We start from the raw sequence: 12,948 nt of genomic DNA on the forward strand, positions 1-12,948 counted from the left end.
TCGGACGTTTCGCGCCTACAGCTTGGTGACGGGGCTGAACCGCAGCAGCAGCCGCTTGGTGCCGTCGGCACCGAAGTCGATCTTCGCCACGGCGTTCTGACCGGTCCCCTCCAGGCCGACCACCGTGCCCGCCCCGTACGCGTCGTGGGTGACCTTGTCCCCCACCGACAGCGACGGGATGTCGGTGTCCTGCCGCGGTGTCGCCGACCCGAACCGCGGCCCGCCGGACCCGCCGCCCGTCCGGCCGATCGGCCGCGGCGGACCGCTCGACGGCGCTCTCCCCGCCACCGCCCGCGACCCGACGCCGGACCCGGCGCGTGCCGGTGCGCGGCCGGCGCCGTAGGCGCCGCCGCCCCAGGTCGAGCCGCCGCGCCGCAACGTCTGCGTGGCCGACTCCGCCCGCCGCCAGTCGACGAGCTCGGCCGGGATCTCGTCGAGGAACCGGCTGGGCGGGAACTCGTTGGCCATCCCGAAGGCCGACCGGGTGCCCGCCCGCGACAGGTAGAGCCGTTCGCGCGCCCGGGTGATGCCCACGTAGGCGAGCCGCCGCTCCTCGGCCAGCTCGGCGTCGTCGTGCAGCGAGCGCATGTGCGGGAAGGTCCCGTCCTCCATGCCGGTGAGGAACACCACGGGGAACTCCAGGCCCTTGGCCGTGTGCAGCGTCATCAGGGTGACCACGCCCGGGTCCTCGACCGGCTCCTCGTCGTGCGCGTGCTCGGCGCCCCCGTCGGCGACGTCCTCGTCAGGGATCTGGTCGGCGTCGGCCACGAGCGAGACCCGCTCGAGGAAATCCGCCAGGTCGCCCTCGGGGTCCATCTCGGTGAACTCGGCGGCGACGGCGTGCAGCTCGGCGAGGTTCTCGACACGGGTGGCGTCCTGCGGGTCGTCGCTGGCCCGCAGCTCGGCGAGGTACCCCGTCCGGTCCAGGACCGCGCCGAGGACCTCCGCCGGGGTGGCGTCGTCCTCGACCATCGCCCGCAGGTCGGCCATCATCGTGGCGAACGCCCGCAGCGGCTTCAGCGTGCGGGTGGTGACGGCGGGGATCTCGTCGACGCGCTGCAGGGCGGCGCCGAAGGAGATGCGCTCCGCCGCGGCGAACCCGGCCACGAGCGACTCGGCCTTGTCCCCGAGGCCCCGCTTGGGCACGTTGAGCACCCGGCGCACCGAGACGTCGTCGTCCGGGTTGGCCAGCGCCCGCAGGTAGGCGACGGCGTCCTTGACCTCCCGGCGCTCGTAGAACCGGGTCCCGCCGACCACCTTGTACGGCAGCCCGACGCGGATCAGCACCTCCTCCAGCGCCCGCGACTGGGCGTTCGTGCGGTAGAAGATCGCCACGTCGCCGGGACGCACGCCCGCGGTGTCCCCGAGCCGGTCGATCTCCTCGGCGACGAACCGCGCCTCGTGGTGCTCGTCGTCGGCGACGTAGCCGACGATCTTCGCCCCGTCCCCGGCGTCGGTCCACAACCGCTTCGGACGACGGCCCGTGTTGCGCGCGATGACGGCGTTCGCGGCGGACAGGATGCTCTGCGTGGAGCGGTAGTTCTGCTCGAGCAGGATCGTCCTCGCGTCCGGGTAGTCCTGCTCGAACTCGACGATGTTGCGGATCGTGGCCCCGCGGAAGGCGTAGATCGACTGGTCGGCGTCACCCACCACCGTCAGCTCGGCCGGGACCGCGTCCTGCTGTCCGGGCTCGTCCCCCGGCGTGCCGCCGACGAGCTCGCGCACCAGGACGTACTGCGCGTGGTTGGTGTCCTGGTACTCGTCGACCAGCACGTGCCGGAACCGGCGCCGGTAGTGCTCGGCGACGTTCGGGAACGCCTGGAGCAGGTTGACCGTCGTCATGATGATGTCGTCGAAGTCCAGCGCGTTGGCCTGCGCCAGCCGCGCCTGGTAGCGCCGGTAGACGTCGGCGAGCACCGTGTCGAACGCGGGCACCGAGGCGTCGGCGATCCCGCCGCCGGCCAGCGCCCGCTCGCGCCATCCCTCCGCGGTCGCGTCGGTACCGGCCTGCTGCGCGTAGGCGTCCGGGTCGACCAGCTCGTTCTTCAGGTCGCTGATCTTCCGCGCCAGCGAGCGCGGCGGGTACTTCTTGACGTCGAGGTCCAGCTCCCGGCACACCAGGGTGATCAGTCGCTGGGAGTCGGCCGCGTCGTAGATGGAGAAGCTGGAGCGCAGCCCCAGGGTCGTGGCCTCGCGGCGCAGGATGCGCACGCAGGCGGAGTGGAACGTGGACACCCACATCCGCCGGGCCGCCGGCCCCACGAGCTGCTCGACCCGCTCGCGCATCTCGGCCGCGGCCTTGTTCGTGAAGGTGATCGCCAGGATCTCCCCCGGCCGCGCCCGCCGGGTCGCCAGCAGGTGCGCGATGCGATGGGTCAGCACGCGCGTCTTGCCCGAGCCCGCACCGGCGACGATGAGCAGGGGCGCCCCGGCGTGCACGACGGCCTCGCGCTGCGGCTCGTTCAGGCCCTCCAGCAGCGCCTCGGCCGCCTCGGTGTCGGCGCCGGCACCCGCCCCGGGCTCCGCCGGCGGCTCGGGCACCCAGTCCGGAGCGCCGCCGTCGTCCCACCGCGGTGCGGTCGTGGGCAGGCGTGCGGTGTAGCCGGCGGGCGCCGGATCCAGTCCGGGGAGCGAGAGGCTGTCGAAGAGCGAAGTCATGGCGCACCCAGCCTAGGCGGTGCGGCCGACACCCGACGCCGCGCCGGGCGGTCCGACCCTCGCTATCGTCTCCGCATGGAGAGCCCCGCACGAGGCGGCACCGAGAGCACCGAGAGCACCGGGACGACCGCCGGCGCTCCACCCGTCCTGAGCCTCCAGGAGCTGCTGGCCCACCCGAGACGCCTGGTCAACCCCTCGACCGTGGGTGGGGCCATCGCGCTGGCCGTCGGCCTGGTGCTGGTGCTGGTGCCCGCCCTGTCCCACGAGCTGACGGAGGCGGTCGTCGGCATCGGCCTGCTGGTCTCGGGCGCGAACGACCTGTGGACGACCGTGCGACGCCGGCAGGTCCGCGCGACGGTCCGGATGACGTCCGCCGTCCGCGGTCTCGCCTCCGTCCTGCTCGCGCTGGTCTTCCTGCTGTCGGCCCGCGCCGCGCTGGCCGCCACCATCCTGCTCGGAGCGATCTACCTGCTCTTCCGCAGCCTGCTCACGCTGCTGCTGGCCGCGTTCAGCAGGTCCCGCGACAAGCGGGCCCCGCGCTTCGCCGCCGGCGGCGTCGGGCTCGCCCTGGCCGTGCTGATCCTCGCCGTCCCCGGTGCGTACGTCGACTGGATCGCGGCGATGGTCGGCGTCGTCGCCGTCCTCGGGGGCTCGATCACCCTCGCCTACGGGTACCGCGTCGCCGCCGGCCGGCTCCCGGCGCCCGACGGGCTGTACCCCTCGTTCACCGAGATCATCTGGACCTGGGTCGAGCACGTGGACGTCGGGACGACGCGCCGGGTGCAGATCGCCGACCAGCTCTACCTCGAACGTCCCGAGATGGCCGCCAAGCAGATCGCCTGGTGGACGATGCTCGTGCTCAGCGTGTGCATCGCCACGCTCGCCGTCCTGCAGGACTCGACGGCGGTGGTCATCGGGGCGATGCTCGTCGCCCCGCTCATGACGCCCATCCTGGGGCTCGCGGCCGCCCTGGTCAGCGGCTGGGCGTTCCGGGCGGTGCGCTCCCTGGCCCTCATCCTGGCCGGGACGGCGGTGGCGGTCCTCCTCGCCTTCGTCATCGCCGCCTGGGTGCCGATCGTGGTGCCGTTCGACACCAACAGCCAGATCACCTCTCGCGTGGAACCGACCCTGCTCGACATGCTCGTCGCGATCGCCGCCGGGGCCGCGGGCGCCTTCGCCACGGTCGACCGGCGGGTCGCCGCCTCCCTCGGCGGTGTCGCCATCGCCGTGGCGCTGGTCCCGCCGCTGTCCGTGGTCGGCGTCGCGCTCAGCGACGGCCGCCTGGGTGACGCGGGCGGGGCCCTGCTGCTGTTCGGCACCAACTTCGTCTCGATCGTGCTGGCGGCGGCCGTGGTGTTCGTCCTCACCGGGGTGGCCGACCCGCGTCAGCTGCGGCGCGGCGGCCGCAAGATCCTGCTCACGATGGCACCGTTCGTCACCGCGGCGCTGGTGATCCTGCTGCCGCTGCTGCTGACCACGGACGGCCTGCTCGAGACGTCGTCCCAGCAGCGCACGGCCCAGGGGGTCGTCGACGACTGGTTGCCCGACTCCTCGCGGCTCACCCTGACCTCCGTCTCGGTCTCCGACGGCACCGTCCAGGTCGACCTGGCCGGTGCAGCGGACGACCTGCCCGAGCTCGCCGACCTGCGGACCGCGCTGGACGAGCAGCTCGACGGCTCCTACGCCGTCGACGTGGCCGTCACGCCGGTCGAGATCGAGAGCGTCCCGGCCGTGTCGCCCTCGCCGTCGCCCTCACGGCTGAACATCGACCTCGGCTGACGCCGGCTGGTCGCACCCCGCTAGCTCGCCGAGGCGCCCGCCCCGACCCGCCGCATGGGCGTGTGCGGGATCCCGTCCTCGAGGTACTCGGGGCCGTCCGGCACGAACCCGAAGGTGGCGTACCAGCCGACCAGCGGGGACTGGGCGCCGAGCACGACGTCCTGGCCCGGCGAGGCGGTCGTGGCGGCCTCCACCGCAGCCCGCATGAGCACGGCGGAGGCACCGGTCCCGCGCACGTCCGGGTGGCAGACGACGCGTCCGACGCGCTGCTCGCCGCCGTCGTCGAGCACGCGGGCGCTCCCCACGAGCCGCCCCGCGTCGAGCAGCAGGACGTGCCGCGTCGCGGGCTCGAGGTCGCGGTCGTCGAGGTCCGGGTAGGCGCACTCCTGCTCGACGACGAAGACGTCCTGCCGCAACCGGCACAGGTCGAAGACGGTCCGGGGGCCGAGGTCGTCGAGTCGACGGGTGAGGATCTCCACGGCGTCATCGTCACACGCCCGTGCGTCCCCGCGGCTCAGGTGAGGCCGAGCCCGACGATCCAGACGCCGGTCGCCAGCAGCCCGCCGAGGAGCTGGATGCCGATGGTGATCGCGGTCGCCTGGAGCGCGGCGACGGTCGCCTGCCAGGCGGCCGCTCGGTCGCGGCGCCGCACGAGCTCGACGAGCATCACCGCGAGGGTGAAGAACAGGAAGAGCCCGACCACGGGCACCAGGAAGAACCCGACGATGCCGGCGATGCCGCCGACGGCGAGCGTGAACCACGGCACCTCGGCACGCCGCATGTGCCGGCCGGCCACGAGCCAGTTGCCCGTCTCGGCCGCGACGATCAGCAGGGCGGCGACGGCGAAGACCACCCACGCCGTCGTCCCGCCCGTGGCCCAGGCCCACAGCAGCAGGGCGCCGCCGACCAGGGCGTTGCCCGGCAGCACCTGGACGACGATGCCGACGAGCCCGACGGCGATCGCGAGGCCGACGAGCACCTCGCCGAGCACGCTCACGCGCCGCCCCCGGAGGGTGCGGCGGGAGGAAGGTGGGTCACCAGAAGACGGCGACGACGATGTTGACCAGCGTCAGCGCGCCGATCGTGTGCTTGAGGCCGGGGGTGACGGCACCCGTGCCGTTGTCCCCCTTGCGGCCCTGCCGCTTGGCGACGAAGGCGAGCACCGTGATGACCAGGGCGACCGCGAGCTTCACGCCGATCTTCGCCATGGAGGGGCCGCCGTCCTCCCACAGACCGCCGACCTCGGCGACGCCCACCATGAGGATGCCTGCCACCAGGGCGGTCGCGGCGCCGTGGAACACGCCGCGGTACAGGCCCGGGGTGCGCAGCGAGGCGAGGTAGCCACCCAGGACGATGGCCCACCCGACGAAGTGCAGCACCGTGAAGATGTTGTAGAGGAACTCCATGGGGGCCAGCCTAGCGACGGGACGGTGGCGCTCGGACCATCGCCGCCGTGGGACGCCTCACGTGCCGCGCGCACGTCCCATGATGCGGACCGCTGCTTTCGCGGGCCGACCACCTCGGGTTACATTCGTCGCCATGACCACGGCCACGCCCCGGACGCGCACGACGAACCGTCGTGCCATGTCGGCGTGCCCGCTGCACCTGTGCATGTGCAGCTGTCAGTGCTGCTGTCGCTGATCGCGCCCCTCTCAGCACCTCCGCACCGCGGACCTGAGCACCGGCGCGCGCCGTCGGTCCTCACCCACCCCCGCTGAGTCCCGTCGTCGCGCGCGTCCCACCCCGAGGACCCGAGGACTCTCCCCCGATGACGACGCAGACCACCACGCCGCAGGACGCCGCCGGCCGCCCGGCACGCCCCGCCCGGACACCGAAGCCGAACGGCCAGTGGAAGATCGACGGCACCACGCCGCTGAACCACAACGAGGAGTTCAAGCAGGAGGGGCCGCCGCTCGAGGTGCGGGAGCGCATCGAGTCGACGTACGCCCACGAGGGCTTCGACTCCATCGCCGACGACGACCTGCACGGCCGGTTCCGCTGGTGGGGCCTCTACACCCAGCGCAAGCCCGGCATCGACGGCGGCCGCACCGCCACGCTCGAGCCGCACGAGCTCGAGGACCGCTACTTCATGCTGCGCGTGCGGACCGACGGCGCGGAGCTGACCCCGGACGCCCTGCGCGTCCTCGGCGGCATCTCCGAGGACTTCGGCCGCGGCACCGCGGACGTCACCGACCGGCAGAACATCCAGTACCACTGGATCGAGATCGAGAGCATGCCGGAGATCTGGCGCCGCCTCGACACCGTCGGGCTCGAGACCACGACCGCCTGCGGCGACTCGCCCCGCGCCTTCCTCGGCAGCCCCGTCGCCGGCATCGCGTCCGACGAGATCATCGACGCCACGCCGGTCATCGACGAGATCAAGCGCCGCTTCATCGGCGACCCCGCGCTCGCGAACCTGCCCCGCAAGTTCAAGACCGCCATCTCCGGCCACCCCAGCCTCGACGTCGTGCACGAGATCAACGACATCTCGCTGGTCGGGGTGGAGCACCCCGAGCGGGGTGCCGGCTTCGACCTGTGGGTCGGCGGGGGGCTGTCCACCGCCCCGCGCCTGGGCGAGCGCCTCGGCGTGTTCGTCACGGCGGACCAGGCTCCCGACGTCTGGCACGGCGTGATCCGGATCTTCCGCGACTACGGCTACCGCCGGCTGCGCAACAAGGCCCGGCTGAAGTTCCTGCTCAAGGACTGGGGTCCGGAGAAGTTCCGCGAGGTCCTCGAGACCGAGTACCTCGGGTACGCCCTGCCCGACGGTCCTCCCCCGGCGCCCGCCACCAGGCCCGGCGACCACGTCGGGGTCCACGAGCAGAAGGACGGGGACTTCTACGTCGGGGCGGCACCCGTCGTCGGCCGCGTGGGCGGCGGGACCCTGACCGGCCTCGCCGACCTGCTCGAGTCGGTGGGGGCCCGCTCCGCCCGGCTCACCGCCCACCAGAAGGTCGTCGTGCTGGGGGTGCCGGCCGACCGCGTCGACGAGCTGGTCGACGGTCTGGAACCGCTGGGCCTGACCGCGCGGCCCTCCCTGTTCCGCCGCAACACGATCGCGTGCACGGGCATCGAGTTCTGCAAGCTCGCCATCGTGGACACCAAGGACACCGCGGCACGGGTCATCGCCGAGCTGGAGCAGCGGCTGGACGAGCAGGCCGAGCAGCTGGACCGCCCGATCTCGCTGAACGTCAACGGCTGCCCCAACTCCTGCGCCCGCATCCAGACGGCGGACATCGGGCTCAAGGGCCAGATCATCACCGTCGACGGCGAGCAGATGCCGGGCTTCCAGGTCCACCTGGGTGGCAGCCTCGCCGGTCAGGGCCACGACGCCGGGGGGCTCGGGCGCACGGTGCGCGGGCTCAAGATCCCCGCCACCGAGATCGCGGACTACGTCGAACGCGTCGTCCGCCGGTACGCGGCGGACCGCACCGACGGCGAGTCGTTCGCCGAGTGGGCCCATCGCGCCGACGAGGCGGTGCTGCAGTGACGGCGGTCCAGGTTGGTCTCGGCGTCGGCCCCACCGCCGCGACGCGATCCGGCACGTCCTCGCTGGCCGGTGCCGCGGCAGCCGCACGGCGTCGGTCCGCCGAGCGGGAGATGTCGCGCGCCCGCCGCAACGCCCGCGTGGACGGCCGCGAGCGCCGACGGCGCTCCGATGTCGAGCTGTCGCAGATCGCGGAGCGCGGCCGCCGGGAGCTCGGCGGGTCCGGGCCCGGGTCGGCGGACGAGGCCTCGGCCGAGGAGGTCGTCGCCTGGGCGGTGGCGGAGTTCGGCGACTCCCTCGCCGTGGCCTCGTCCATGACCGACTCGGTCCTGGCCGCCCTCGTCAGCGCCCAGCTCCCCTGGGTGGACGTGCTGTTCGGCGAGACCGGCTACCACTTCGCCGAGACGCTCGGCACGCGGGACGCCGTCGCGCACTCCCTCGACGTCACCGTCGTGGACGTGCGCCCGCTGCTCAGCGTCACGGAGCAGGACGACGCCTACGGCCCCGACCTGTTCGCCCGCGACCCGGAGGCCTGCTGCCGCATGCGCAAGGTCGAGCCGATGCGCCGCGTGCTCGCGGGCTACGAGGCCTGGGCCACGGGTGTGCGCCGGGCGGACTCCGGATCCCGCGCCAGGGCCGAGCTCGTCGCGTGGGACGCGTCCAACAACCTGGTCAAGATCAACCCGATCGCGGCGTGGAGCGACGACGAGCTGGTGGGCTACGCCCTGCGGCACGGACTGACGGTCAACCCGCTGCTGCAGGACGGCTACCCGTCGATCGGCTGCGAACCGTGCACCCGGCGCGTCGCTCCCGGCGAGGACGCCCGGGCCGGCCGCTGGGCGGGGGCGGACAAGTCCGAGTGCGGCCTGCACATCTGAGACCGACGAGGAACACCCTGTGAACGACATCTATCCCCTGGGCCTGCGCGTGCGGGACCGGCTCGTCGTCGTGGTCGGCGGCGGGCCGGTCGCCGCGCGTCGTACCCGCGGCCTGCTGGACGCCGGCGCGCGCGTGCGCGTCGTGTCACCGGTCGTGGTCGACGAGCTGGCCGACGCGGCCGCCGCCGGCACGATCGAGCACACCGACCGCGCGTACCGCGCGGGCGACCTCGAGGGCGCCTGGCTCGTGCACACCGCCACCGGCGTGCCCGCCGTCGACCGCGCGGTGGCCGCCGAGGCCGAGCGGACGCAGACCTTCTGCGTCGTGGCGGCCGACGCGGACGCCGCCACGGCCTGGGTCCCCGCCTCCACCTCCCTGCCCGCGGCGGATGCCCGGGCGTCGGACGGCTCCGGGCCGGACCCCTCCGCGGCGGACGTCGTCGTGTCCGTGCACGCCGGTCGTGACCCCCGGCGCGCGGCCCGGCTGCGCGACGCCGTCGCGGCGGCGCTGACCTCCGGCGAGCTGCCCCTGCGTCGCGTCCGCGCGGTCGGGGGCGACGGGTCCGACGGCGGCCGCGCTGGACGCGTCGCTCTCGTCGGCGGCGGGCCGGGCGACCCCGGACTGCTCACCGGACGAGGGCGACGCCTCCTGGCGAGCGCCGACGTGGTCGTCGTGGACCGTCTCGCCCCCCGGGACGTCCTGACGGCGCTCGCGGACGACGTCGAGGTCATCGACGTGGGGAAGACCGCCGGCAACCATCCCGTGCCGCAGGAGCGCATCAACGAGCTCCTCGTCGAGCACGCGCGCGCCGGACGCGACGTCGTGCGGCTCAAGGGCGGGGACCCGTACGTCTTCGGCCGGGGCGGCGAGGAGCTGACGGCCTGCCGGGCCGCGGGTCTCGACGTCGAGGTGGTGCCCGGCGTGACGTCGGCGGTGTCCGTGCCGGCCGCCGTCGGGATCCCCGTCACGCACCGTGGGGTGGCGGCCGGGTTCAGCGTCCTCACCGCGCACGAGGCGCTCGACGCCGTGCCCGGCGGGCCGGAGCACACCCTGGTGCTGCTGATGGGCGTCACCCGCCTCGCCGCGACGGCCACGGCGCTCGTCGCCGCCGGCCGCCCGGCCGACACCCCCGTCGCGGTGGTCGAGGACGGGTACGGACCCCGTCAGCGCGCCACGGTGGGCACCCTGGCCGACATCGCCGCCCGGGCCGCCGCGGCCGACGTGCAGCCGCCCGCGGTCACGGTGATCGGTGACGTCGTGCGGCTGTCACCCGCCTGGGCGGCTCACACCGCCGCGACCGAGGGTGTGAGCCCCTCGTGACACGGCGTGACACGGCCGACACCGCACCGCACGATCCGTCGCGTAGCGTGCCCGTCATGACCGTCCCGACTCTCCTCGCGATCTCCCACGGCACATCCTCCGCGACCGGAGCGGCCGCCGTCGCCGGGCTGGTCGACGCCGTCACGGACCGGCTCGCCGGCACGGTGCCGGTCCGGGCCGGCTTCGTCGACGTCCAGGAGCCCGACGTGCCCACCTGCCTGGCCGCGCTGCGCGAGACCTCCACCGTGCTCGTCCCGCTCCTGCTGTCCGCCGGGTTCCACGTGCACGTCGACCTGCGCGAGGACGTCGAGGGCGCCGTCGCCGCCGGGCAGCAGGTCGCGCTCGCCGGGGCCCTCGGGCCGGACGACCGGCTGGTGGACCTCCTGGAGCGTCGGCTGGCGGACGCGGGGCTGGCCGCGGGCGACGTCGTCGTGCTGGCCGCGGCGGGGTCCTCCGACGCGCGGGCCGTGGCCGACTGCGAACGCACCGGCGAGCTGCTCGCCGCACGCACCGGGCACCCGGTCCGTGTCGGCTACCTCGCCAACGCCACGCCGACCCTGCGGGACGTCGTCGCGGCCGTGCGCGAGGAGCACCCGGGGGCGCGGGTGGCCACGGCGAGCTACCTCATCGCCCCCGGCTACTTCCAGACCCTGGCGGAGCGGGCCGGCGGCGACACGACCTCCGCCCCGCTGCTGCTGCCCGAGGGCCCCGCCCCCGAGGAGCTCGTCGAGATCGTCGTCGACCGCTACCGGGCCGCCCGCTGAGCCGACCGCGACGACCGTCAGAGCAGACGCCGCGCGGCCGCCCACCGGGTCAGCTCGTTGCGGTTGGAGAGCTGCAGCTTGCGCAGCACCGCCGACACGTGGGTCTCGACGGTCTTGACCGAGATGAACAGGTCCGAGGCGACCTCCCGGTAGGTGTAGCCGCGGGCGATGAGCCGCATCACCTGCTGCTCGCGCCGGGAGAGGCGGTCGAGCTCGTCGTCGGCCACCGCGACGTCGCCCGCCGAGGTGCCGAACGCGTCGAGCACGAACCCGGCCAGCCGCGGGGAGAACACCGCGTCCCCGCCGGCGACCCGGACGACCGCGGCGGACAGGTCGGACGCCGAGATGTTCTTCGTGACGTAGCCGCGCGCCCCCGCCCGGATCACCGCCACCACGTCCTCCGCGGCGTCGGACACCGACAGCGCCAGGAACCGCGTCCCGGTGAGCAGGTCGGTGCAACGACGCACCACCTCGGCCCCGCCACCGCCGTCGCCGCCGGGCAGGTGGACGTCGAGGAGCACCACCGGCGGCCGGTGCTCGTGCACGACGGCCACCGCCTCCTCGACGTCGGCGGCCTCCCCGACGACCCTGACCCGTTCGTCCAGGCTGGCCCGCACGCCGGTACGGAACATGTGGTGGTCGTCGACGAGCACGACGGGCACCGGGGTGTCGGTCACGGGCGGACTCCTTCGGTCTCGGGGGCGGACGACGCCGAGTCGGCGGACGGCGCGGTGCGGACGTCGGCCGACCGCGGCACCAGCAGGTGCACCTCGGTGCCCCACCCGGGGCGGCTGGTCACCTCGGCGGTGCCGCCACGCCGCCGCACCCGACCCAGGATGGACTCGCGCACGCCGAACCGGTCCGGCGCGACGTCGTCGACGTCGAAGCCGTCGCCGCGGTCCCGCACGAACACCTCGACCGCGGTGCCGGTCACCTCGAGGTAGACGGTGACCGGCGCGGCACCGTGCACGGCGGCGTTGACCAACGCCTCGCGGGTGGCCTGCAGCAGCGCGGTGGTCGCCTCGGTCGGCGGGCAGTCGCCGACGGCGACCGTCTCGATCTCGGCCGCGCGGCCGTCCTCGACCTCGCCCACCAGGGCGCGCAGCTCGGCCGCGAGCGACGTGCCCTCCGCGGGTCGGTCGTCGTACAGCCACTCGCGCAGCTCGCGCTCCTGCGCGCGGGCCATCCGGGCCACCTCCTCGGGATCCGTCGCGCGGGCCCGGATGAGGGACAGCGTCTGCAGCACCGAGTCGTGCAGGTGGGCGGCGATGTCGGCCCGCTCGGCCTCGCGGGCGCGCGCCGCCCGCTCGTCCCCCAGCTCCCGCACCAGCCGGAGCCACCACGGGGCGAGCACCAGCGCCACGCCGACGAGCACCGCCAGGGAGGCGAGCGTGACCGTGAGCAGCTCTCCCGGCGGGGTGCCCTGGACGAACAGCAGCAGCACGCCCGCGGTCACGAGGACCAGGCCCCCCGCCAGGCGCAGCAGCATCCCGGACCGTGAGGCCGGGGCCTCCCCGGCCCGCGCGCGCTGCACGGCGTCCAGCTGGCTCCAGGCCAGGGCGGCGCCCCCGCCCACGATGAGCAGCGGCAACCATGCCGAGGGGAGGTCCCAGCCGGCACGCACGGCGACCAGGACCAGGGCGCCGACGAGCAGGCCGACACCGATCATCACGTCGCGGCGGGACATCGCCTGCACGGTGCCCGCGCGGCGCAGCCGGGGGGCCAGTCGGGCGGCGGCGGCGGGCCGCGCGGCGACGGCCGTGTCCTGCGGGTCGCCGGCCGGCACCGTGACCCACCAGAAGACGTACACCGCGAGTCCCATGCCGCCGGCGAGGGTCAGCAGGACCAGGGCCAGCCGGACCAGCCCGACCGGCACGTCGAGGTGCGCCGCGAGCCCGGCGCACACGCCGCCGACCCACCGGCCCTGGCGGGGCCGGCGCAGCGGCAGCCGGGTGGGGATCGGGGACGTCACCCCCTGATCGTGGCACGTCAGGGTGCCGCCGCGCCCCGGATCCGGGGTCGTGACCGTCGGAATCAGGGTCGGTTCAGGGCGTACCCCGA

11 protein-coding genes are annotated in these 12,948 nt (G+C 74.5%); 5 read left to right on the forward strand and 6 right to left on the reverse strand.

Features of this window, described 5'->3' with window-relative positions:
- Positions 1-15: 15 nt before the first annotated feature.
- Positions 16-2,658 carry a DNA helicase PcrA gene (gene pcrA, locus HLI28_RS04560; protein ID WP_171246333.1) on the reverse strand — a complete coding sequence of 881 codons (2,643 nt, stop codon included), beginning with the start codon at positions 2,656-2,658 and terminating at the stop codon, positions 16-18.
- A gap of 75 nt (positions 2,659-2,733) precedes the next feature.
- Here pcrA and HLI28_RS04565 point away from each other — a divergent pair, with 75 nt between their 5' ends.
- The gene (locus HLI28_RS04565) at positions 2,734-4,437 is read left to right on the forward strand and encodes a DUF389 domain-containing protein (protein ID WP_171246334.1); all 1,704 of its coding nucleotides are present in this window, start codon (positions 2,734-2,736) and stop codon (positions 4,435-4,437) included.
- Between the two features lie 20 nt (positions 4,438-4,457).
- On the opposite strand, the gene HLI28_RS04570 is transcribed toward HLI28_RS04565, so the two are convergent.
- From HLI28_RS04570 to HLI28_RS04580, 3 genes are read right to left on the reverse strand one after another with little or no spacing between them, the layout of a single operon-like run.
- Complete coding sequence (locus HLI28_RS04570) at positions 4,458-4,916, reverse strand: GNAT family N-acetyltransferase (protein WP_171246335.1); 459 nt, start codon at positions 4,914-4,916, stop codon at positions 4,458-4,460.
- A gap of 35 nt (positions 4,917-4,951) precedes the next feature.
- The gene (locus tag HLI28_RS04575) at positions 4,952-5,434 is read right to left on the reverse strand and encodes a DUF456 family protein (RefSeq protein WP_171246336.1); all 483 of its coding nucleotides are present in this window, start codon (positions 5,432-5,434) and stop codon (positions 4,952-4,954) included.
- 37 nt (positions 5,435-5,471) lie between these two features.
- A complete protein-coding gene (locus HLI28_RS04580) occupies positions 5,472-5,843 on the reverse strand; it encodes a hypothetical protein (protein ID WP_171246337.1) in 372 nt (123 codons plus the stop codon).
- 362 nt (positions 5,844-6,205) lie between these two features.
- Between HLI28_RS04580 and HLI28_RS04585 the strand changes: the two genes are divergently transcribed.
- From HLI28_RS04585 to HLI28_RS04600, 4 genes are read left to right on the forward strand one after another with little or no spacing between them, the layout of a single operon-like run.
- Positions 6,206-7,927 carry a nitrite/sulfite reductase gene (locus tag HLI28_RS04585; RefSeq protein WP_171246338.1) on the forward strand — a complete coding sequence of 574 codons (1,722 nt, stop codon included), beginning with the start codon at positions 6,206-6,208 and terminating at the stop codon, positions 7,925-7,927.
- Positions 7,924-8,802 (forward strand): phosphoadenylyl-sulfate reductase, encoded by an 879-nt coding sequence (locus HLI28_RS04590; RefSeq protein ID WP_305064703.1) that lies wholly within the window; start codon positions 7,924-7,926, stop codon positions 8,800-8,802. Before HLI28_RS04585 ends, HLI28_RS04590 begins: the two co-directional genes overlap by 4 nt.
- Before the next feature lie 19 nt (positions 8,803-8,821).
- The gene (gene cobA / locus HLI28_RS04595) at positions 8,822-10,123 is read left to right on the forward strand and encodes a uroporphyrinogen-III C-methyltransferase (RefSeq protein WP_171246339.1); all 1,302 of its coding nucleotides are present in this window, start codon (positions 8,822-8,824) and stop codon (positions 10,121-10,123) included.
- Between the two features lie 56 nt (positions 10,124-10,179).
- Positions 10,180-10,887 (forward strand): sirohydrochlorin chelatase, encoded by a 708-nt coding sequence (locus HLI28_RS04600; RefSeq protein ID WP_171246340.1) that lies wholly within the window; start codon positions 10,180-10,182, stop codon positions 10,885-10,887.
- Positions 10,888-10,904: 17 nt separating this feature from the next.
- On the opposite strand, the gene HLI28_RS04605 is transcribed toward HLI28_RS04600, so the two are convergent.
- Positions 10,905-11,519: a LuxR C-terminal-related transcriptional regulator gene (locus HLI28_RS04605; RefSeq protein ID WP_216077385.1), complete on the reverse strand. Its 615-nt coding sequence runs from the start codon at positions 11,517-11,519 to the stop codon at positions 10,905-10,907.
- A gap of 41 nt (positions 11,520-11,560) precedes the next feature.
- A complete protein-coding gene (locus HLI28_RS04610) occupies positions 11,561-12,859 on the reverse strand; it encodes an ATP-binding protein (RefSeq protein WP_343035661.1) in 1,299 nt (432 codons plus the stop codon).
- Positions 12,860-12,948: the final 89 nt, after the last annotated feature.

It is taken from the genome of Isoptericola sediminis (genome assembly GCF_013085345.1).
In the GTDB taxonomy this organism is placed as follows: Bacteria; Actinomycetota; Actinomycetes; order Actinomycetales; family Cellulomonadaceae; genus Isoptericola; species Isoptericola sediminis.

Coding starts and splice junctions, on each gene's coding strand:
- HLI28_RS04580 (WP_171246337.1), bottom strand. CDS start 5,843: ATGGAGTTCCTCTACAACATCTTCACGGTGCTGCACTTCGTCGGGTGG.
- HLI28_RS04565 (WP_171246334.1), top strand. CDS start 2,734: ATGGAGAGCCCCGCACGAGGCGGCACCGAGAGCACCGAGAGCACCGGG.
- HLI28_RS04605 (WP_216077385.1), bottom strand. CDS start 11,519: ATGTTCCGTACCGGCGTGCGGGCCAGCCTGGACGAACGGGTCAGGGTC.
- pcrA (WP_171246333.1), bottom strand. CDS start 2,658: ATGACTTCGCTCTTCGACAGCCTCTCGCTCCCCGGACTGGATCCGGCG.
- HLI28_RS04600 (WP_171246340.1), top strand. CDS start 10,180: ATGACCGTCCCGACTCTCCTCGCGATCTCCCACGGCACATCCTCCGCG.
- HLI28_RS04585 (WP_171246338.1), top strand. CDS start 6,206: ATGACGACGCAGACCACCACGCCGCAGGACGCCGCCGGCCGCCCGGCA.